Below are 20,439 nucleotides of genomic sequence, written 5' to 3'. Positions count from 1 at the left end.
ACAGCGACGACGCGGAGCGACGGCCCATCTAGGCGCGCCAGGAAGCGGGGCGGGCGGGGGGGGCGGCGCGCACCAGGCGAACGGGTTCGGCCAGCAGGCATCCGGCCACGGCATCCAGCGCATCGTCGCGGGCACCGACCGCATCGGGGCGCCATTCCGCTATCTCGCCCGGGAAGGACGTGCGGAATACGCTCTCATGCGCATGCAGCCGCCTTGCCGCCAGCGCCGGCTCGATCGCGCCCAGGATGCGATCCGCCTTCGCCCGCGTGCTGACGTGCTCCACCACCGCGCAGGCCACGCCCGCCCGCGCAAGCTCGCGCCGCAGCAACGCCGGCAGGAACTTCCCGAGGCCGTTCGTCTCCACCCGCACGGAGGGCAGCAGCGTCTCCTTCAGCACCGCCGCCACCGCCCGGCATTGTTGGGTCGCCGGGTCGTCCGCCGCTGCCGGATCGTGCGTGAGATAGGCGAGGCGGTGGAGGAAGTGATGTCCCTCCGGATCGGCATAGGTGCAGGCCAGGACCGAAGCGTCACCCGTCCCGGGCCGCCCATAGGCCGGGTCCCAGAACGCTCCCCCGGCGACCAGGCGCCGCCCGAGCAGCGTCAGCACGCCGCGCCCTTGGGCCTCGCGATAGTCCGGTTCGTCGCCGTACCGGACCATCGCCGCCGGATCGAGCCGCACCGCCGACGAGGCCACCGCCTGCAGCATCATCTGCCGCTGGAACTGCAACGGACCGACACGGTCGCGCAGCGCGGCAATGGCGTCGCGCGAGAAGCGCTCCGGCCAGGCCGCGACGCCCGCCGCATTCATTACCGGCACCGCGAGCCGGCGATAGCCGCGCAGGAACGCGCCTTCCTCCGCCGGGGGGCGATACAGGCTGTCCTCGCAGTGTGGCGTGCCGACGAACAGGATCGTGCCGCCGGGTACGAGGATGAACTCGGCTTCCGCCAGTCGCTCGCGCAGCTCCGCGCGCTTGCCCGGGGTGTCGCAATTGCCCGCGACTTCGACATCGTCACAGACGATCACCTCGGCGCGGTTCCCGGTAACATTGCCGCCGATGCCCTGCGCCAGCATCGACGGATCGCGCAGCGCGCCATCCCGCGCGACGGTGAAGCGGTCCGACGCCCAGGCCTCCGACCCATCCGGAAGCAGGTGCCTGCACAGTGGATGCCGCTCGACGATGCGCCGCACGGACGCCACCATCTTCACGGCCAGCGACGCATCGGCAGCCAGCACCAGGATGCGCGTCTGCGGCCGCTGAGCCAGCAGCCATGCGCACCATAGCCCGACCAGCGTCGACTTGCCGCAGCCCCGGAAGGCCATCAGCAGCAGGCGGCGTTCGTCGGCCGCGTCGCGCGCCTCCAGCCAGCGCGCGATGCGCCGGTGCACCGACGGCGTGTCGTTGTTCAGCCGCCGGTTCCAGACCCAGACGAATTCGAGGAAGCCGGCGTCAGGACTGCTCTTCCTCGCCATGCGGATCCTCCTCCTGCTCGAATGCGGACAGCGCCTGGCGGGCCTCGATCAGGAAGGTCGTCACTTCCTCGACGCCGCTGTCGGGCTCGCCCATTGCGCGGGCCAGCTTCAGCAGATGTTCGAGATGCGCGAGCGCCGCCCGGCACGCCGCGTGATGCGCGGCGAAGGCCTTGGTGTCGTCGCCGGTGCCCGGTTCCGGCCCGCCTTGAAGGAAGCGGAAGTACTCCTCCGCCACCACACCCATCGCCGCGCGCAGATCGGGCCTGCGCGGCCCGGCCTCCGGCCCGCCGCTCATGCCTTCACCACGCGTGCCCGCACCGTCCCGGCGTTCAGATCGACCGCGGCGGCGGTCCGGTTCCAGGCGGTGACGGTCACGACATCCGTCGCCCCCACCTGGGCGAGGAACACCACGCCGGAGGTCGCCAGCGAGAACGCTGCCGAAGCGAAATCCCCCGGCCGTGCGCCGACCAGCGGCACGCTCACCGTCGCCGAGCCCCCCGCGGCGATCGACGGCGCGTCCCAGACCGTCTCTGCCACCAGCTCGCGCGCCCCATGCGGCAGCCCGGGCAGGCCGTACAGCAGCGGCGGTGCGAACAGCGGATCGCAGCCGAGGCGCATCGCGCGCACCTCATAATCCGTGCCGATGCGCGCCAGGCCGATGATCGCGTAGGCGACCTGCGGTTCGAGATGCACGACCTGCGGGCGCGTCAGCGTCGCATCCGCCATGTCGGCCGAGCCCTGGTACCAGCGTGCCGCCGCATTCCATACCAGCGACTGGCCCGAAGCGCGGACCAACGGCGTGCCGCCGTCGCTTAGCAGGTTGCGGTTGGCGTCGAAGCACATCACCGCCACGCGCGGCGCGTCGGCATCCACCGCCAGTGCGAAGTCCCGGCAATTGCGGGCATCGACGACGAAGCCGAGGCCCCGCCCGCCGGTCAGCACGACGCCCTGGTCGGTGAAACCGTAGGAATCGAGCGCGGCGAAGGCGAAATCGGCGAGCGTCGCCGGGCTGCCCGACACGTTCGATGATAGGCAGGCCAACCTGTCGAAGCCCGATTCGCTGTTCGACCAGCGGATGCGCGCCGCGCGCAGGTTCGGCACGCTGCCAACCTCACGGCTCGATTCACGGAAGGCGGCCGACTGGTGGTAGGCGCGCACCACTGCGCCGGTGCGCGTTGCCGTCGCCGTGTAGTCGACGCTGACGAGATAGGCTTGGCTGGCCCAGGCCACCTCATAGACATGATCCTGCGCGCCGGCCGTGTGACGCGCCGCGAAGGCGCTGCAGCTTTCCATCCGCATGCCGCGCACCCAGACCGAGCGGCTGTTCACCTCGCAGAGCACCGGGATGCCGCTGATCGGCCTGCCCGTCGCCTGCAATTCGAAGCCGGGTCCGTCGAACAGGTGCCGGTTGTGCGCCACATAGGCTCCGGGCGCTGCGGAGAGGCGAATCCCGAACCGGTCCTTGTCGGTGTGGACGGCGCTTCCGATGGCGAAGTGCCCACCGTAGTAGCGGACGGAGGTGTTCCACGCCGCCGCCGTCTCCGTGCGCACGTCGAGGCCGATCCGGTTGTTCACGATGCGGCCGAGCATCAGCGTCGTGTCCTCGAAGCCGCGCTCGACGCCCTGGGTGCGGATGCCGATCGTGAAGCCCTCGACCTGGCGGATCTCGACGAAGGATGCGTCGAGATTGCGCATGACCAGACCGATATCGGCCTCGTTCATCCAGTCCGAGATCACGGCGCGGATCACCCGCAGCCCCTCATATCGCTTGGATGCGTTGCGCACGGCGGCACCGTCGCCGAGCGTCAGCGCCGCGTGCCCGTCCGGCCCGGCATAGAGGATCGATCCGTGCATGATCAGCCCGGCCGCCCCGCCGCCGAGAACCAGCGGCTGTGTGGTGCGGTGCGTGCCCTCGCCGATCACCAGCACGCGTCCCGAGGCCGCGGCCGCGGCCATGGCGGCGGCGAGCGCCGGCCCGTCATCCGTCACGCCGTCGCCGGTCGCGCCGAAATCCCTGGCGGTCAGCCGCTCGGCGAGCTTGTCCTCCACGCTGCGAGGCACGCCGCCGGGAAAGGGGACGCCGAGCAACCCCGTGCCGCGGTCGAACACGGCCAGGTCGCCCGAGCCATCGAAGCCGAGCACACGGTTCGCCCGCGCCCCGCGCAGCGGTAGGATGAGATTGCCGGCCTCCGACGGATCGATCCGCAGCGCGCCCGCCACATCGTCTGCCACCTGCTGGATCGCCGCCACCTGGTAGTCGAGCTCATCGTTCAGGCTGCGCGCGCGCAGGATGCCGTTCGCCTGGAAATCCGTCGCGCGGGCGATCTTGAGCCGGCGGCGCAGCGTGATGCGCGTGCCGGCTGCCGGTGCCTCCGGAAAGACGACGCTGCCGCCCTCGGCGATGCCGGCGCCCGCGATGGTCGCACCGCCGGCCAGCACCGCGCCGTCGAGGCGGATCTCGAGATCCGCCTCCTCGAAGATCGGGAACGGGTAGGTGAATTCGGCCAGCACGCCGTCCGCGACATACTGCACGCGCGGCGCGACATCGCCGATCGTGATGTGTTCGCTCATGGTGATCCTCGATGTCCTGGGGTGGCTCAGAGCCGTGCGGGCTGGCGCCAGCCGGCGCATGCCTCGGCGCTGCAAAGCGGTCCGGCGCGATGTCCTGCACCGGGCCGGGAACGTGCTGTGCGACGGCACCCGGACCGTCAGCGGTGTCCGGTGCAACAGCGCCTGGCGCGACAGCTAGGCCGCCTGATGGCGGCGGCGGCCTCCGAGGCAGAAGAAGGCTGATGACGGCGGCCGAGAAACGCGGCCGCCGTCATCATACGAGCAGGTTGCGTACCGCGCCGCCGAGCGTCTGCCCCGCGCGCAGAAAGCTGTTGAAGCTGCCGTCGGAGGCGAGCAGCGAGCGCCGCCCGCTCGCAAGCCGCGCGCTCATCAAGGAGGCATCCTCCGCGGCCTCCTTCGCCGCATCCGAACGCAGCCCGCCCGTCAGCGCGGCGGCCGATCCCTCGTCGGGCGCGATGCCGCCGGCCGCTGCCCGCGCACGGGCGGAGGCGATGGTGCTGGCGAGCTTCTCCTGCCGCGCACGCTCATTCGCCGCCGCCTGCACCGCGGCCTGTTCCTGCTGCGCGGTCTGCTGGGCGCGCAGGTTCTCCTCCTGCGCCCGGTTCGTCGCCTTCTGCTGCTGTCCCTGTCGGACCTGGCCGTAGACGGCGAGACCGGTGCCGGCGAGCGAGGCGATGGTGGCGAGCTGGGCCATCAGTCGGTGATCCTGATCTCGGTGGTGACGGAAAGCAGCGTCATCGGCAGCGGCACGTCGCTGTCGATGCGCCACAGCGGGCGCAGCCGGTCGCGCCGCCAACCGAGGCCGCGCAGCGTGACGTCACCGGTGAAGCTGGGCGGCGCGGCGTCCAGCAGCGCGGCGTCCAGCCGTCGGAACGGCACGGGTTCCGCGCCACGGCCGAGATCGACGGCGAGCGCGGCCGTATCCAGCAGCCGGAACGTCACGGCGACCAGCCGCAGCGGCCCGGTCGCCGCGCTGCTGGCGGCAATCAGCTCGGGCGGCAGCGGCTCGATCTCGTGCCGGAAGGTCAGGCCGACCTGCACCGCGGTGGCCGGCGGGTCGAGCACCACGGCACCGCCCGACACGGCCGTCGCCGCACGCGGTGCCCCTTCCGCCAGCACGCCGACCTGGCGTCCTTCGAGATGGCCGAGCCCGCTCCATTCGTCCTGCGGCACCGATGCCGCGCCGGTCAGCGCGGCATCCAGCGAGAGGCCGGCCTCGAAGCGTTCCAGCATGAAGGCGCCGGCGCGTTCGACGACGGCCCAGACCGTACCTTCGGCCTCGGCGACGGTGCGGAAGGCGCCATCCGTCTCCTGCCGTGTCCAGGCCGTCACCTGCTCGGCGCGATAGATCGTCAGCGTCGCCAGGCTGCCATCGGCAATGACCATGTGCAGCAGCCGCATCCCCTGGTCGTAGGCCATGGAGACCGGCGTGCGGACGAGATGCCGCGCGAGGATGGCGAGGTCGTTCGCCTGATAGACCTGGTTGAGATCCGTATAGGCGAACTCATGCACGCCTTGCCCACCACGCGCGATGAAGACGGTCGATCCGTCCACGTCGACCGGCGGCACCAGCCGATCCACCGGCGAGCCCACGCGCGTCTGCCGGTTGAGCTGGATGTTGCCAGGCGTCAGCGGATCGCCTGTGACCATCCACTCGGCGCCCGAGGTGAACACCTGCAAATGCCGGCCCGAGAACAGCCCACGGATCGCATTCACCTGGTCGGACAGAAGTCCGAACTCGATCGCCTGGTCGTCGAGGCCCGTGCCCATGTCGAAGTTGAACAGTTCCCCGGTGCGCGACAGCCACAACCGGTTCGGCAGATCCCGCGATCCGCCGACGACCAGCCGATCCTGATGGAAGCAGCATGTCACCGGCCAGCCCCGCGCATCGCTGAAGGCGGATTCATCCCAGTCCGCGGTGGCGCCGGCCGCCGACAGCGTCTCCTCCACCGTCGCGATGATGCGCGTCGACGAATGCACCGCCGTCACCAGCACCTTCTTCCCCTCGACCCGCAGCCGCGCACCGAGATGTCCGGCCGAGAAGACCGCCGCCGTTGCATCGACCACGATGCTGCCGCTCGTCGCACTTGGCACGACAGCGACATCGCCGCCGGCGAACCGCGCGAACGGCTCCGCCGCGAACGACCACGCGCCGATCGTCCAGCCCGAGGCCGTTCGCGTCACGCGCTGCGGCCGCATCTCCGGATGCGTCAGCAGCAGTGTGTCGGCATTCTGCGTGAAGCCGATCTGCGGCAGCATCGCGCCCGACCACGGCCCGCCGAGCGCTGCGATCTCCGCATCGCCCTGGAACACGCGCAGCAGGCCCGCCGTCAGCACGATCAGGTAGGTCTGCTCGGTATTGAACTCGAACGGGATCAGCCGCGCCGGCCCGGGCAGGCTCGTGACATGGCGCAGCCCGGGCCGCCGCGTCACGCCCCCCGTCGGCTGGATGAACACGTTGCGCAGGCGCCGCGCCCCGTTGTCGAAGGCCCCAAGATCACCGCGCCCGAGCAGCTCCGGCGCCAGCTCCCCTGCCGCGAAGCTCGTCTTCGCTCGCTTCACCGCCGGCATGGCTCAGCCCCGCACGCTGATGAGGGGGAAGTTCTCGATCGTCCGCGCGCTCGCCTGCTGGCTGTCGGCCTGGCGCGCAACCCGCAGCTCGGCGTCGGCGAGGCGATACAGCATCTCGGCCCGAGAGCTGTTCTCCGTCAGCGGAATGCAGAACTCCGCCGCCAGACGCGCCACCAGCGCACCGGCGAAGAACGGCGGAAAGGTGCCTTCGTCTGGCCGGAAGACATAGGTCAGCGCGACCTTTTCCGCATCCGTGAACAGCCGGTCCTCCTGCAGCCGGTACACGATGCCCCGCGCCCGCCCCGCAGATCCCGCCGACAGCGCCCGCAGGAAGCCGGCCGGCAGTTGGAAGGCATGCGCGAAATCCGCGCGCGGCACCGCCGCCAGCCGAGCCAGCGCCGCCTGCGCCGTCGCGAAGGACCACGGATGCGCCGACAACAGCGCATCGCGAATGCCCGGATAGAGATTGGCCGCCACCTCGGCCTCGGCCGTGCCTTCATCGAGCGAGGCGACAGGCTGCGCGCCGATCTTCAACAGCGCGCGCGAGCACAGCGCGAGGGCGGAGAGCGCCATCGGGGGATTCCTCCTAAATGGAAAAGAAAGGTCGGGGGAGATGAACTCCCCCGATCCCCCTCCTTTTTCTATCTGTTTGGAGACTGACCGCCGGGGCCGGTGCCAATGGACAGAAAAAGGAGGGGGGTTTGGGCGGAGTTCATCTCCCCCCAACCTTCAGCTCACTCCTTGGCGCGCATCCGCACGACGCCGGTCGGGTCGATCATCACCGCCCCCTGCGACATCATGTTGTTCACGAAATGCGCGGCGCGATCGCCATGCCAGGTGATGTCCGTGACGACCTCGGAAGCGACCGCATGACCCACCGCGGTGCGGTGGTAGAAGTAGCAGTAGCGTAGCGTCCCCGCCTTGGTCAGGCCGGAATGCGGCATCCACAGCGCGCCGAGCCAGCGCTTCGCCTGCGTGCCCTTCCACGGCAGCGCATCGTCGCCGACATAGTCGGCACGGGCGAACTCGTCGATCTGCAGCAGCTCCGACCACTGCTTCCAGCCGACCACCGCGAAGCGGTTGCCGTCATCCGGAACATCGGCTGCACCCAGCATCTCGAAGGCCATCAGCACCTTCTGCTTGGTGAGGCCGTCAGTGTCGGTCAGGCCCGAGCCGACGCCCACCGCCTCGGCCGTCGCGGTGTCGAGGGCGGCGACGATCAGCTCATCGGTCTTGCGGCCGAGCGCATAGGCGCCGGCATTGGCGATCACCGTGCGCTCGTCGATGCTCGACTTGATCTCGTCGAGCCGGTCGATCCACTCGCCGGCATAGTAGTCCTGCAGGAAGCATTCGGCGTTGGCGTATTCCAGGTTCATCACCGGCACGACGCCGTTGCGCGCCTTGGCCGCCGCCGTCCCCTTGCCGACGCGCGGGAAGATGGTGCTCGCACCCTTCACGCCGCTCTTGGAGCGCACGGTCGGGCGCAGCTTGCTGCCCTGGCGCTGATAGGCCTCGGCGACCTCGGCCTCAAACTGCTTCACGAAAGCCTGTTCGATGGTGCCCGACATTCGGGTGTCCCTTTCGATCTGTCGTGGATGGGAAGACGACGCCACCCGGTTGACCGCGAAGGGCCGGGTAGCGACGCGGCCCGCGCGCCGGGAAGCCGGTTATGCGCGGGCGGAAACGGACGGGGCGGGCAGCACGAAGCCGCCCGCCCCCGGGCGCGGCGAGCGTCACGGGGGGGCACGCGCTCAAGCCGCACCGTTTGGTAGGGAGGGGCCGCAGCCCTCGCCTCAGCCTTTCACGAGCCGACGGAATCCATCGGTCACACGGCGCACGAATTCCGGCTCCCGCGTCCGCCAGTAGCGCGGGTCGCGCATCATCGCGCGGAGCTCGGTCTCATCCGTCGTGGCGTTCGCATCGGCGCGCGGCGCCAGGCCTGGCTCCTTCGCCTCCATCATCCGATGCAGCGCGATCACGCCCTCGGCGGTGCTGGACAGCGCTTCCATCACCGGCGCCGGCAGGTTCGCCCGACCCCAGGCGGTGATCTGCCCGGCGATCCGACGGAAGCGTTCCTCGCCGCCGAAATGCGCGCGCAGCGTCTCGATCTGCCGCTCCGCTTCGAACTGGCTCGCGGCCTCCGCGATCAGCGGCAGCAGGCGTTCGGCCGCCAGGTCATAGACGAGCTGCGCCTGTTGCTGGCTGAATCCCGCCTCGTGCAGCCGCGCATTGATCGCATCATCCGCGCAGCAGAGATCGTGCTTCGCCTCGATCGCATACTCCTCCGGCGCATCCGGCACGCCGACGGCACGACGGAAGCGCAACCGCTCCTCTACCGGCGCATCCTCGCCCGGCGGGGCGACGCGCTGGGACAGCCGCTTCTCCAGCTCGCGATAGGATTTCAGCAGCGCCTCGACGCGGATCGCGTTCGCCTCGGCATCCCAGAACTTCTCGGGCACATCGTCCGGACGGCCGCCCTTCTGCGACGCGGCATCGTCGGCGAGCGCGGTCTCCAGCAGATCCTCGGGCATGGCTTACTCCTTGTCGGCCTGAACGGGGGGAAGAAGGATCTCGGCGGGTGCGGACAGCGTCCGGCCCAGCCAGCGGGCGGCGGCCGGCAGGTCGACCTGCGCCAGCGCGGCATCGCCCATGCTGCGCACCGCCTGCAGGAACAGCAGCGTGTTCGCCGCATCGGTGCGGCCCTGCACCTGGGCCAGCGGGCTGCGATACCGCAGCACCGCCTCCCGCCCATCGAGCAGCAGCGGCGGGATCTCCCCGCGCCGCCGCAGGATGCCGAGGCAGCGCGCGACGAGCGGCGTCAGCAGCTCCGATTGCAGCCGCCCATACGTCGCGCCGAGCAGCCGCGCCGTCTCGGCGGCGCGTTCCAGCACCTCGGTCGCCGTCATGTTGTCCTTGCGCTGCGGCCCCAGCCGGTCCGCCAGCAACGCCCCGCGGATGCGCGCCCGCAGATCGGTCAGCACGAGCTGCGACACATCGAAGTTGCCCGGTGCCGCGAGTGGCGTGAGCCCCGACGACCCCGGCGCCTTCGGGATGATGGCACCCGGTTCGAGCCGCACCGTGGCCGGGTTCAGCACGCCGTCATCATCGGCCTGCCAGATGCCGGTCGCGGCGATGGAGGCATTCTTCAGTACCAGCTCAACCACCTTGTTGGCGGTGCGGATGTCGGGCAGGGCCTTCGCGACCGGCCCGCGGCCATAGATCTCGCCCGGCGCCTTCAGCCAGCGGAAGGCGATGAATGGGCTCTGCGAAAAGCGCCCTTCCGCCAGCACCACCGGGCCGGCGTCGGTCGCGGCGATCGCCATGAAGCGCGTGCCGTCGCAGTCGGGCCATACCGCCTCGACCACCCGATGCTGCCTCTCCTCGGCCTCGTCCCGGGACGCGGGCGGCAACGGCGCCGCCGGATAGCGCCGGCGCAGTTCCGCCTCGGTCAGCCGCGCCGCGCGATAGACGGTGTCGAGCCGCCCGGACGGTCCTTCCTCCAGCACCGCCTCGCCCAGCGGCACGGCGGTGAAGCGCAGGGCGGAAGGCTCGCCCGGCGGCGCTTCCTCGACCAGCAGCACGCCGGTGCCGGCGATCACCAGGTCCAGGAAGGCCTGATGCATCTCGAGAGTGAAGTTCGAGCGATCGAGATGCCCTTGCAGCGTCTCCGCCGCTTCCTCCAGCGCAATGCTGGCTTCGGCATCGCCCTCCAACGGCCGCCCCGGTGCCAGTCCGAACCAGCGAGACCAGGGGGGCGTCAGCTCGGCGAGCAACGAGGCGGCCAATTGTTCCGCCGCATCCGCCGCCGTCGCGTCATAGATCGCGACCCGTTCGGCGGGCATCGCCGGCAGGACGTGGTCGTAGCAATCCTGCCAGAGCGCGTCATAGGCGCGCCGCTGGTCGATTGCGCGGGCGTGCCGCGCAAGGATGTCCTCGGGCGTCATGGCATCATTCCCCCAGCAGCGATTTGCGCGTGGCGCCGAAATCCGCCCGCGCGCCGAGCAGGCCGCGGGCGGAGGTGGCGACCGTGCCCGCCAGGCCGTTCCGGCTGCGGGCGCGTGTCTCGGCCCGGGCGGTAGCGGCGGCCTGCTCGGCCGCCTGGGTGGGATCGGTGGTGACAGTCGTCGCCGGCGCCGGCGCGGGGGCGACGACGACAGGCTTCGGGGCGCGGAACAGGCCACCCATGCGCGCGCAGCTCCTTCTCGGATGCGAGGAACTCCCGCCGACATCCCCGAAAAGCAGCGAGCCCGCCCTCCGATGAGGAGGACGGGCTCGCGCAAGGTCATGGGGGATCGGAGGAAGGCCATCGGGCGCAGTACGCCCCTTGGCGAGAGGACTAATGACCTAATATTGGCGAGCGGTCAAGAATTTTTTCTTATCATCGCGAAGAATCTTCGCGAGGCGGCGGAACAGCCCCCAGGGCGTCACCGCGCGCGGCGCGCCGGCTCCGAGGACCGCGCGGCATAATCCGACGCAGGTAAAGGGCAGCAGCGCCGGCAGCCAGGCCACCCGCGCGGGCCCCGGCGCGAAGGGTCCGACGACTGCCAACCCCGCGCGTCGATAGAAGCCAGGCAGGTCATAGCCGGAAGCCACCGCCAGCCGCGCGATGACGAGCCGGCCGGAGAGCGGTTCCAGCACAGTCCAGCCCGCTTCGTCTCGCAGCGCGGCGAAACAGTGGCGGAAGCCGCGGCGCAGCGGGCGCAGCCAGACCTGGTCTGCCTCGCCGCCAAAGGCGATCCAGACCTCCTGCGCCGCCTCCCGGGCCGCGCGGAGCCGCGGGGTCGCGCCGTGATTCTGCGGCGTCGTCACATCCCGATGCCCGGGCGTCGTCACGCCACGATCCCCTTCACTCGCAGCGGCCATTCCAGCCGGTTCATCGCCTCCCGCCACTGCGCCGCATCCGCGCGTTCGGACAGGTGCCGAGGGTCGGGGGCGGTGCCGCGCTCGCCCCAGATCCGCATGACGCGGGCGTGGATCAGGTCGATCCGCCGGTGGCGGTACAGTCGGTCCAGGCACTTGATCACGTCGTCCGGTTCGCAGGGCCGGACCTTCTCTCCCTTGCCGGCGGAGATGCGGGCGCCGTCGCGGCGCGCGGTCAGCGCGGCCATGGTCCAGAACCAGGCCTCCTCGGCCGAGCGGAACGGCTCGGCTGCGGCGATGCTGGCGAAGCGGGGGGTATGAGCGCTGCGGGGGGCAGGTCGCATTGGGGGTCTCGCCTATCAAGAGAACAATACAAGAACATTAACCGTGCTGGTTGTGGCGGGCAAGCCGCAAAAGGATCATTTTCCTATTGATTTCCGAAACAAAACCTAGGATAGCCTGCCCAGAAGCGGCACATCATCTGGAGTCGGATGGCCGCGTCACGGAAAGCGCACCCCCCATGCGGCATGACGACATCTGGCGCGCCCTCGACGCCCTCGCGGCCGAACACGGGCTGTCGGCCTCGGGCCTGGCCCGGAAGGCAGGGCTCGATCCCACCGCCTTCAACCCGTCCAAGCGCATCGGCGTGGACGGGCGCGCACGCTGGCCTTCGACAGAAAGCGTCGCCAAGGTCCTCTCCGCCACCGGCCGCGGCATCGAGGATTTCGCCTCGCTGGTCTCCGGACTGCCGGCCTTGCCGCGCGGCGGCGGTGGCCGCGGCGGCGTGGGTCGCCGGGTTCCGCTGATCGGCCTCGCCCAGGCGGGAGGGGAGGGGTATTTCGACGATGGCGGCTACCCCGTGGGTGGCTCCTGGGACGAGATTTCCCTACCCGAGATCGGTGACCCGAACGCCTACGCGCTCGAGATCTCGGGTGAATCGATGGAGCCCGTGTTCCGCGATGGAGACGTCGTCGTCGTCTCCCCCGCCGCGCCCGTCCGCCGCGGGGACCGCGTCGTAGTCCGCACCGCCAGGGGCGAGGTGATGGCGAAGGAACTTCGCCGGCAATCGGCCAAGCGCATCGAACTCGCCAGCCTGAATCCCGCCCACCCTTCCTACAGCTTCGAACTGCCGGAGATCGCCTGGATGCACCGGATCATCTGGGCAAGTCAGTAGAGCGTTTTCCCCGCACCCCGGACGAGCACCCGCCACAGCCCAATCGGCAGCCAGGGACATCGTGGTTGATGCCCTGGCTGGTTGCGGGTCGGAGCCGTTCGATCGGCCCTAACGCGCCATCGCTTCCAGCGCGCGCAGGGTCGCATCCCGCCCGAGCGTCTGGAGGTCGTTCACCAGCGCCACCGAGGCGGGCATGATCTCCTCAGGCACCGCCTTCGCCATCATCGCGAGCCATACCGCGCGGCCCGGCACCCGCCCCGCCCCGAAGGCGTCCCCGCCAAGAAACATCTCGTCCTCACGCCGTTCCAGCGCGCGCCGCGCCTCCTCATCGCCGGCCAGCGCGGCGCGGGCCAGCGCGACCCGATGCGCGAGCTCCTCACGCGCGGCCATCAGCACAGGATTCGCCGCCATCGCCGCTTCCAGCCGTTGCAGGCAGGCATGCTGGAACCGTTCGAGCAACGCCGGGTCGTCATGCGGCAGCGCAGCCATCGCCCGCGTCAGCCGCCGCAGCATGGCTGCGCGGCCCCGGCGGCGGCGCGCCAGCCAGCGCAGTCGCTGGTCGACCGCCGCCACCCAGTCGGGCATCGCCTACGCCATCGCGCCGCGCGCCGCGACCGGCCATAGGCATTCGACCCGCCCCTTCCGCACGCCGACATACCAGTCGTAGCGATCGACCGTGGGGTCGCAATGTCCCGGCGCCAGCCGCAGCTTCTCGCCCAGCGCCGGCGGCACACCGTCCTCGATGAGGATCTTGCCGTGCTCGTCCGAGGCGCCGGCGTATCGCAGCCCCGGCCGCTCCCAGACGCCCGGCATGCCGGAATCGACCGACACGCCCTTGTGGCCGCAATCCACCACGGCAACGCCCGGCGTCGCACGGCTCATGACCTGCGCCAGCACGAACAGCGACTGCCGGAACGGCGGCGCATCCTCGTTCTTCGCGTAGTCGACATCCATGAAGGCATAGGATCCGGCCTGGATCTCCGTATAGACGCCGCTCGCCGCCTCGTGCCGGAAGGTGCCGGTGCCGGCCCCACCGACGATCGGGCACTCAAGCCCGCGCTGCTTCAGCTGTTCTACTGTCCGGCGCGACCGTGCGACGGCCTCGGCGATCGCGGCACCACGCTGCTCCGGGCTGCGGATGTGCTGCGCACTGCCGTGATAGGCCTGCAGCCCGCCGAAGGTCAGATGCCTGCTGGCCGCGATGCGCTCGGCCAGAGCGACCGCGGCGGGCCCGTGCTCCACGCCGGCGCGCCCCATACCCACGTCGATCTCGACCAGCACGGGCAGCCGGACGCCGGCAGCCTCGGCCGCCTGCTCGGCCAAGGCAACCTGCGCAGGATCATCCGTGCACAGCCCGACCTTGCAGATCCTCGCCAGCGCGACCAGACGCGCCAGCTTGCGCGGCGCCACCACCTGGTTGGTCACCAGCACGTCCGGGATGCCACCCCAGGCGAGCTGCTCGGCCTCCGCCACCTTCTGCACGCACTGCCCCACCGCGCCGCGTGCCATCTGCAGCTTCGCGATCACCGCGGATTTGTGTGTCTTGGCATGCGCCCGCAGCCTTGCCCCGGTCGGCGCCAGCAGGGCCGCCATGGTGTCGAGGTTGTGCTCGAAGGCATCGAGGTCGATCAGCAGCGCCGGCGTGTCGACCTCGTCCTCGCGCATGCCGGGTTCGGCGGGCGGCGCTTGCAGCATGGTTCATCCCTTCGATCAGTCGCGGCATGATGCGGCGATGTTCCCAACCGATCCAGATGTGCTCGTCATCGGCGCCGGCTGCGCCGGCATCGCCGCGGCGCGCGAGCTCGCCGCCCGCGGCCGCAGATGCATCGTGCTCGAAGGCGGCCCGCGCGTCGGGGGGCGCGCCTTCACCGACGCGACGGGCCTCGGCCTGCCCTTCGACCATGGCGCCTCCTGGCTGCACGAGGCCAACGACAACCCGTTGACACCCATCGCCCGCACCCTGGGCGTGGAGCTGACCGACCACGACGCGATCCGCGACCGACGCCTCTTCGCGTTCGGCCGCTTTGCCACGGCTGCCGAGCGTCGCAGCTTCGCTGATGCCGAGGACGCCTTCTGGACAGCCATCGACGCCGCCGCGCATGACGGCGCCCCCGACCGCCCCGCCGCGGAAGCCGCCCCGCGCAAGGGCGTGTGGGACGCGGCCGTCGCGCATTGGGAAGGGGCGCAGATCTGCGCCGCCGAACTGTCGCTCATGTCCCTGCACGACTTCGCCGCCACCGCGCTGGAGGGGCCGAACCTCGTCACCCCGGGCGGCATCGGCGGGCTGGTTGCGCGCCTGGCCACGGGTCTTCCCGTCCGCCTCGGCGCGCGGGTGGACCGCCTGCGCTGGGGGGCACGCGGCGTGACGGCGGAAGGCACCTTCGGCGCCGTAACGGCAAGGTCGGCCATTGTCACCGTATCCACCGGCGTGCTCGCCGCCGATGCCATCGCCTTCGACCCGCCACTGCCGGTCCCGACGCGGGAGGCCATCCATGCGCTGCCGCTGGGCCTGCTGACCAAGATCGGGTTCCGCGCCGATCATCCCGCGGCGCCGGACCTTCCTGCCTTCGCCGTCGTGCGGCGGGCGGCCTCCGCTGAGGAAGACCGGCCGATGTCCTGGGTCTCCCGCCTGTTCGGGCAACCGTCCCTCATAGCCTTCTGCGGCGGCGCCCGCGCCTGGGAGATCGCCGGCGATGCCGCGGCGGCCGCCGAAGCCGCGCGGCAGGAGGCTGCCATGGTGTACGGCAGCCGCGCCGCGGCGGCGCTTGCCCGGCCGGTCGTCACCCGCTGGGCGGAGGATCCGCTGTTCCGCGGGGCCTACAGCCATGCGCGCCCGGGCGGGCAGGGGGCTCGGCGCGAACTCGCGCGGCCGCTCGCCGATGGCCGCCTCTGCTTCGCCGGCGAGGCCTGCCACCCCCGCTTCGCGGCCACCGTCGCCGGTGCCTGGCTCAGCGGCGTCGAGGCAGCGCGATCCGTGCCCTGACCCGGGCGCCCGATGACAGCCCGCCCGCCGCGCGCTACATCCGAAAGGGCAGTGAGGAGGACGACATGCCGATTAGCGTGGGCGATACGATTCCGGCGGTGAAGGTGACGCAGGCCACGGCCGAGGGACCCAAGGAGGTCGATACCGGCGAGTTCTTCAAGGGCCGCACCGTCGCGCTGTTCGGCGTGCCCGGCGCCTTTACGCCGACCTGCTCGGCCAAGCACCTGCCGAGCTTCGTGCAGAACGCAGATGCGCTGAAGGCCAAGGGCGTGGACGTCATCGCCTGCATGGCAACGAACGACGCCTTCGTCATGGGCGCCTGGGCGAAGGACCAGGGCATCACCGACCAGGTCGTGATGATCGCCGATGGCTCGGCCGTCTTCACCAAGGCGATGGGGCTGGAATTCGACCTGACCGCGCGCGGCCTCGGCGTGCGCGCGCAGCGCTTCGCCCTGGTGGCAAAGGACGGCAAGGTGACGCACATCGCGATCGAGGCGCCCGGCGCCTTCGAGGTCAGCAAGGCCGAGGCCGTGCTGGCGGCGCTTTGAACCCATTCGATGCATGGCGCTTCCTGAGTGAAGCGCAGGCCGTGATGTTCCGCCGCAGCCTCGCTCTGCTGTCGGCGGAACCCGCCATGGCGGGCACGGCGCTGATGCAGATGGCGGTGGAGAAGCAGCTCGCTTTCTCGCAGGGCGCGGCGGCGGCGGGGCTTGCCCTGGCGCGGGGTGCTTCCCCGGATGCGGTGATGAGCGCGGCACTGAGGCCGGCGCGGCAGCGCGTGCGCCGGAATGTGCGGGGGAAGGGGCTCGCCTGACGGCGGACGGTGCGCCGATACCCGGAGCAATCGCTCGCTAATCTCCCGGGAAGCGCTTCGGCTACTCGATGAGTCGCAGGCTGCTGAGTGCGTTGCCGATCTCGTTGAAGGCGCCGTCCAGCCTTGAGGCATCGGTGGCTTCGATGAAGTAGGGGCTGTCGGGATTGCTTGCGCAGGTCCGCAGCATGCTGAGGACGTTCGCCGCTGTGCCGGCGGTCGGGTTCCGGATCTCGAAGCCCACGATGTAGATCTGGATCTGGTGGTCCAGCGGGTTCGTGCTCGCGTGGTTGCTGCCCTTCATCTGGCGGCAGATCTCTGCGAAGCGCCCATCCAGCAAGGTGTCGGCGCGACCCTGTGTGGGCGAAGCAGTGAAGCCGGTCAAACTGGTCGATCCGAAATGGTCGTTCCAGTCTGCCGTGCGCCCATAGGCGTTGTAGAGCATCTCGACGCCGTTGTCCCGTGGACCGCCATCCGGCGTCGCCGCCCGGACGGGCGACGTCAGGCATGCGGACGAGGTGCCACTGGGCGCCGCCGAATAGGCGCACTGCCAGTTGTTGTCGCCATCCGTCAGGATGACGACGGCCTTTACCATGTTTCGCGTTCCGTAGGCCAGCGGCAAGGCCCCGTAGTCGGGGCTGGTAGCAACGCCGGGCCACAGCAGTCGCCAGTTCGGGCTCAGCGTGTACCAGGCGCCCTGCATGCCGGTGACGATGGTCGTGCCGCCACTGCGGGGGGGCGCCTGGATACCGTTCACCATGCTCACAACCGCGCTGCGGCTCGCGGTGAGCGGCATGATCGCGTTCATGGCGCAGAGCATGTTCGGCCCCGACGCGGAGGTGGCAAGCAGGCCGCGCGCGGTGGCGCCCGCGCTGATCAGGTTGGCATAGGATTCGTTGTAGTTGTCGTTGTTGGAACTCGTGTGCAGGTCGGCGTTGCCGTAGTCGTTGTCCCCGTGACAGAAGCGCACCGTATAATCGGTCAGCGAATTCGTTGTATTGTTGGCGTAGAGCCTGACCGTTATCGTCGGGTAGGCGATGGCGTCGTTGTTCGAGACTGTGCAGGCGCCGGCGCCTTGATAGGGATCGACCGCGCCGTTCACGTTCGCGCCGCGGGCGGGGCTTCCATGAGTCCCAGTGGTTGCGTCGCGCCAGCGTGTCCTGTTGCGCTCCAGCATGACGACGGTATTGCTCGGCGGGTTGGTGTTGCCGGAGGAGCTCTGGGCGCTCGCCCAACCCACCCGTCGATAGGTGTCCGGGTAGTAGTAGGGAACAAATCGAGCCGACCCTGTCGGAGCTGCGTCGGTAACGTCCTGGCCGCCCCGCACCGCTTCGACGCATCCGCTCCAGTTGTTGCGATTGTATCCGGCCGGCATGCCGATGTCGTTGATGAAGCCGGCATTGCCGGTGCCGATATTGATCGTTCGGGCGAAGGGCACCACCGAGACGAAGACGTTCCGCGCGGTGTCGTTGGTCTCACCGTAGATCTGGCGCAGCAGCGTCCCGACGGCGGATTGCGCGGCCGCAAGCTTGCTCGAGAAGCCTGTTGCCGAATCCCGCATCGAGGAGGTCTGGTCCAGGACGATGGCGAGTTCGAGACCCGTGCCGCCACGCTCCGCGACGGTGGTCTCCCGGAGCGGCGTCGTCTCCCGGCTGATGATGCTGAACAGCGTGGTGTTCAGGCTCGCCGTCGCGGTCACGCGGATGCGCGTCTCGCTCCCGGTGATCGGCTCGATGACCGGCTGCGCCGTGGTCGATCCGAGATAGCTGTTCGACCAGCCATTCTGCCGGAAGTTCGCCCAGAACAACTGGCGCGTTGCTGCCTCGTCGGTGGTGACTGTCCTGACGCCATTGACCGTCGTCACGCGCATGGTGCGCGCCGCGATCAGGCTGGCAGCATCGACGGATGTCTTGAGTCTCGCGCTCAGGAGCCAGACCCTGGACAGATCGATTGCCAGCCCGGCGAAGCCGATGACCGGGACCATGACGACGGCAGTCAGAGCCGCGATGGCGCCGCGCCGGTTCAGCTTGGTCTTCATGCGGTGCAATCCGGTGTTGCGCTGTTCGTCGGCGTGGTCTGGACCGAAACGGCGTTGGGCGTGCGGGACAGGAACAGCGTCGTGCCGTAAATGATTGAATCAGTGACGGTGCCGATCAGCCCTGCGCTGAGCGGGAAGGGCTGGACGAACGCGAATACCTCGGTGACCAGCAATGTCTGGTTAGCCGGCACAACGAAGCCGTCCGAGACCGTAGCCGTGCCGTTGACTGTCGTCCCGAGCCGGCTCGTCTGCGTCACATTGCCCGTCCGCATCTGCCACGACAGCCGGTTCGTGGGATTGGAGCCGGTAGTGCGGCTGACGGCGCTGATGATCACGGCACCGCCCGTCGCGCTGTTCACATCGATGATGCCGCCGGCGATGCGCTGTGCATGCGCCCAGAAATTGTCGCGGTCGCCCGGGGTGGTGATGGTGCGACACTGCGATACGATCTGCCCGATCTGCACCGCGATCGTCTCCGCGCGCAGCTGCGCGCGGAACAGGCGGATCAGATCCGTCGTCGCCAGGACAACGATGAAGAAGAGCGGCACGACGAGCGCGAATTCCAGGGCCACGGCGCCCCGGCTGCACGCCCGGTAGCGATCAGCAGGTTGCATTCTCGAATGGCTCGTTCTTGACCATGAGGAAAGCCCGGTGGGTGAAGGCATCCTTGCCGAACAACAGGGTCGCGATGCCGCCGGTGATGGAGGGCTGCTCGTAGGACAGGGTGTAGGAGATGATCTGGCCGCCGGCGCCCGCGCCTGTGCTGCCGGTGCCGGTGCCGGCACCGGCCACCCCTGGCCACATCGTCGTGGTGACCACCAGATGGCTCTGTTGCAGCAGGCCGTTGGTCGATTGGCTCACCAGCCACGCGATGTTCTGCGTCCGGCAGGTGGGGACATTCTGCTGGCCTGTCGTCTGCCAGGCCGGGGGGGTGTTGCTGCCGGTGATGCCATACCGACTGGCACGCAATGCCGCATGGTCCAGCGCCGCCCCCGTCATCAACTGCCAGGACGCCTCCATGATGCCGATGATCATGATGAAGAACGGAATGGCGATGATCGCGAACTCCGATGCCGCGGCCCCGCGACGCCCGAGCGCCCAGCGCTGTGGCCTGCCATCGCGAGGCGGGTCGTGCGGTCCGATGACGGACATGGTGGAGTGCGCCATTTTGGAGGAGGAAGCGAAACGGTCCTATAAATTGACAATTTTCTCTAAAAAATCCAACAAATGATGTCGACAGAAACTCACAAAATCGTGATTGAATACGTTGTGCGCCGCATCACGCGCCCGGACTGGCGCCGCCACGCAGGATCTCTAGTCTCCGCCCCGACTTGAGGCCGGCCAGCGGACCCGCCGGCCGCCGTCGCCACACGTCGCAAGAAGGAGCCGCGAGGCATGGTTTGGGTGATCCTCGGCATCGTCGTGGTGCTCATCATCTGGCTGGTGATCATCTACAATCGCCTCGTCTCGCTGCGGCAGGTCACTGGCCAGTCCTGGTCGGACGTCGACGTCCAGCTCAAGCAGCGCCACGACCTGATCCCGAACCTCGTCGAGACGGTGAAGGGCTACGCGGCCCACGAAAAATCCACCCTCGACGCGGTGATCCAGGCGCGCAACGCGGCCGTCTCCGCCCAGGCGCAGGGCCCGGCGGCGGCAGGCCCCGCTGAAGGCCAGCTCGGCGCCGCCCTCGGCCGTCTCTTTGCGTTGTCCGAGGCCTATCCCGACCTCAAGGCGAACCAGAACTTCCTGTCGCTGCAGGCGGAGCTGTCCGACATCGAGAACAAGATCGCCGCCGCGCGTCGCTTCTACAATTCGTCCGTCGCAGAATACAACGCGATGACCGAGAGCGTGCCGGCAGTCTTCTTCGCCCGTTCGATGGGCTTCCAGCAGCGCGGCTTCTTCGAACTGCCGGAAGCCGAGCGCGCCATCGTCCATACAGCCCCCCAGGTGAAGTTCTAAG

Annotated in this window: 22 protein-coding genes; 5 read left to right on the top strand and 17 right to left on the bottom strand. The window is 69.7% G+C overall.

Annotated elements, in window-relative coordinates; genetic code table 11:
* Nucleotides 1–28: 28 nt before the first annotated feature.
* The 12 genes from terL to GXW78_RS12245 all read right to left on the bottom strand — a co-directional run bounded on the left by terL (nt 29) and on the right by GXW78_RS12245 (nt 11,817).
* Nucleotides 29–1,471 carry a phage terminase large subunit gene (terL, locus tag GXW78_RS12300; RefSeq protein ID WP_211869113.1) on the bottom strand — a complete coding sequence of 481 codons (1,443 nt, stop codon included), beginning with the start codon at nt 1,469–1,471 and terminating at the stop codon, nt 29–31.
* The gene (locus GXW78_RS12295) at nt 1,449–1,766 is read right to left on the bottom strand and encodes a hypothetical protein (protein ID WP_211869112.1); all 318 of its coding nucleotides are present in this window, start codon (nt 1,764–1,766) and stop codon (nt 1,449–1,451) included. Before GXW78_RS12295 ends, terL begins: the two co-directional genes overlap by 23 nt.
* The gene (locus GXW78_RS12290; RefSeq protein ID WP_211869111.1) at nt 1,763–4,042 is read right to left on the bottom strand and encodes a glycosyl hydrolase family 28-related protein; all 2,280 of its coding nucleotides are present in this window, start codon (nt 4,040–4,042) and stop codon (nt 1,763–1,765) included. The genes GXW78_RS12295 and GXW78_RS12290 overlap by 4 nt, the downstream gene beginning before the upstream one ends.
* Nucleotides 4,043–4,295: 253 nt before the next feature.
* Nucleotides 4,296–4,736 carry a hypothetical protein gene (locus GXW78_RS12285; protein ID WP_211869110.1) on the bottom strand — a complete coding sequence of 147 codons (441 nt, stop codon included), beginning with the start codon at nt 4,734–4,736 and terminating at the stop codon, nt 4,296–4,298.
* A complete protein-coding gene (locus GXW78_RS12280) occupies nt 4,736–6,613 on the bottom strand; it encodes a hypothetical protein (RefSeq protein WP_211869109.1) in 1,878 nt (625 codons plus the stop codon). Before GXW78_RS12280 ends, GXW78_RS12285 begins: the two co-directional genes overlap by 1 nt.
* A 3-nt stretch (nt 6,614–6,616) precedes the next feature.
* Nucleotides 6,617–7,186 carry a hypothetical protein gene (locus GXW78_RS12275; RefSeq protein ID WP_211869108.1) on the bottom strand — a complete coding sequence of 190 codons (570 nt, stop codon included), beginning with the start codon at nt 7,184–7,186 and terminating at the stop codon, nt 6,617–6,619.
* A 161-nt stretch (nt 7,187–7,347) separates the two neighbouring features.
* Nucleotides 7,348–8,181, bottom strand: coding sequence for a phage capsid protein (locus GXW78_RS12270; RefSeq protein WP_211869107.1), 834 nt, complete (start codon nt 8,179–8,181; stop codon nt 7,348–7,350).
* Between the two features lie 225 nt (nt 8,182–8,406).
* Nucleotides 8,407–9,144, bottom strand: coding sequence for a capsid assembly protein (locus tag GXW78_RS12265; RefSeq protein WP_211869106.1), 738 nt, complete (start codon nt 9,142–9,144; stop codon nt 8,407–8,409).
* Between the two features lie 3 nt (nt 9,145–9,147).
* A complete protein-coding gene (locus GXW78_RS12260) occupies nt 9,148–10,557 on the bottom strand; it encodes a portal protein (protein WP_211869105.1) in 1,410 nt (469 codons plus the stop codon).
* Nucleotides 10,558–10,561: 4 nt separating this feature from the next.
* Nucleotides 10,562–10,798, bottom strand: a complete 237-nt coding sequence (locus tag GXW78_RS12255) for a hypothetical protein (RefSeq protein ID WP_211869104.1) — start codon at nt 10,796–10,798, stop codon at nt 10,562–10,564.
* 159 nt (nt 10,799–10,957) lie between these two features.
* A complete protein-coding gene (locus GXW78_RS12250; protein ID WP_246522089.1) occupies nt 10,958–11,446 on the bottom strand; it encodes a hypothetical protein in 489 nt (162 codons plus the stop codon).
* Nucleotides 11,443–11,817, bottom strand: coding sequence for a hypothetical protein (locus tag GXW78_RS12245; RefSeq protein ID WP_211869103.1), 375 nt, complete (start codon nt 11,815–11,817; stop codon nt 11,443–11,445). The genes GXW78_RS12250 and GXW78_RS12245 overlap by 4 nt, the downstream gene beginning before the upstream one ends.
* 176 nt (nt 11,818–11,993) lie before the next feature.
* Here GXW78_RS12245 and GXW78_RS12240 point away from each other — a divergent pair, with 176 nt between their 5' ends.
* Nucleotides 11,994–12,647, top strand: a complete 654-nt coding sequence (locus tag GXW78_RS12240; protein ID WP_211869102.1) for a S24 family peptidase — start codon at nt 11,994–11,996, stop codon at nt 12,645–12,647.
* Nucleotides 12,648–12,755: 108 nt separating this feature from the next.
* Here GXW78_RS12240 and GXW78_RS12235 read toward each other — a convergent pair whose 3' ends face one another.
* Both GXW78_RS12235 and GXW78_RS12230 read right to left on the bottom strand, forming a co-directional pair.
* Nucleotides 12,756–13,232, bottom strand: a complete 477-nt coding sequence (locus GXW78_RS12235) for a hypothetical protein (protein WP_211869101.1) — start codon at nt 13,230–13,232, stop codon at nt 12,756–12,758.
* Between the two features lie 3 nt (nt 13,233–13,235).
* Entirely contained in the window at nt 13,236–14,342 is a 1,107-nt protein-coding gene (locus tag GXW78_RS12230) for a DSD1 family PLP-dependent enzyme (RefSeq protein WP_211869100.1), read from the bottom strand.
* Between GXW78_RS12230 and GXW78_RS12225 the strand changes: the two genes are divergently transcribed.
* The 3 genes from GXW78_RS12225 to GXW78_RS12215 all read left to right on the top strand — a co-directional run bounded on the left by GXW78_RS12225 (nt 14,341) and on the right by GXW78_RS12215 (nt 16,444).
* A complete protein-coding gene (locus GXW78_RS12225; RefSeq protein WP_211869099.1) occupies nt 14,341–15,630 on the top strand; it encodes a flavin monoamine oxidase family protein in 1,290 nt (429 codons plus the stop codon). The two genes, GXW78_RS12230 and GXW78_RS12225, sit on opposite strands and share 2 nt — an antisense overlap.
* Before the next feature lie 65 nt (nt 15,631–15,695).
* On the top strand, nt 15,696–16,178 hold the full coding sequence (locus GXW78_RS12220; protein WP_211869098.1) for a peroxiredoxin: 483 nt from the start codon (nt 15,696–15,698) through the stop codon (nt 16,176–16,178).
* A gap of 41 nt (nt 16,179–16,219) precedes the next feature.
* Nucleotides 16,220–16,444 (top strand): hypothetical protein, encoded by a 225-nt coding sequence (locus tag GXW78_RS12215; protein WP_211869097.1) that lies wholly within the window; start codon nt 16,220–16,222, stop codon nt 16,442–16,444.
* Between the two features lie 61 nt (nt 16,445–16,505).
* Here GXW78_RS12215 and GXW78_RS12210 read toward each other — a convergent pair whose 3' ends face one another.
* Genes GXW78_RS12210 through GXW78_RS12200 form a run of 3 tightly spaced genes read right to left on the bottom strand, consistent with a single transcriptional unit; the run spans nt 16,506 to nt 19,631 of the window.
* Nucleotides 16,506–18,479 (bottom strand): TadE/TadG family type IV pilus assembly protein, encoded by a 1,974-nt coding sequence (locus GXW78_RS12210; protein ID WP_211869096.1) that lies wholly within the window; start codon nt 18,477–18,479, stop codon nt 16,506–16,508.
* Complete coding sequence (locus GXW78_RS12205; RefSeq protein WP_211869095.1) at nt 18,476–19,051, bottom strand: TadE/TadG family type IV pilus assembly protein; 576 nt, start codon at nt 19,049–19,051, stop codon at nt 18,476–18,478. The genes GXW78_RS12210 and GXW78_RS12205 overlap by 4 nt, the downstream gene beginning before the upstream one ends.
* Nucleotides 19,052–19,079: 28 nt before the next feature.
* Nucleotides 19,080–19,631 (bottom strand): TadE/TadG family type IV pilus assembly protein, encoded by a 552-nt coding sequence (locus GXW78_RS12200; RefSeq protein ID WP_211869094.1) that lies wholly within the window; start codon nt 19,629–19,631, stop codon nt 19,080–19,082.
* A gap of 243 nt (nt 19,632–19,874) precedes the next feature.
* Here GXW78_RS12200 and GXW78_RS12195 point away from each other — a divergent pair, with 243 nt between their 5' ends.
* Complete coding sequence (locus GXW78_RS12195; RefSeq protein WP_211869093.1) at nt 19,875–20,438, top strand: LemA family protein; 564 nt, start codon at nt 19,875–19,877, stop codon at nt 20,436–20,438.
* The last annotated feature ends 1 nt before the right edge of the window (nt 20,439 follow it).

The organism is Neoroseomonas terrae, assembly GCF_018129025.1.
GTDB lineage: Bacteria > Pseudomonadota > Alphaproteobacteria > Acetobacterales > Acetobacteraceae > Neoroseomonas > Neoroseomonas terrae.
Note: the sequence above shows the minus strand (reverse complement) of the source record. Positions and strands in the feature narration are given on the sequence as shown.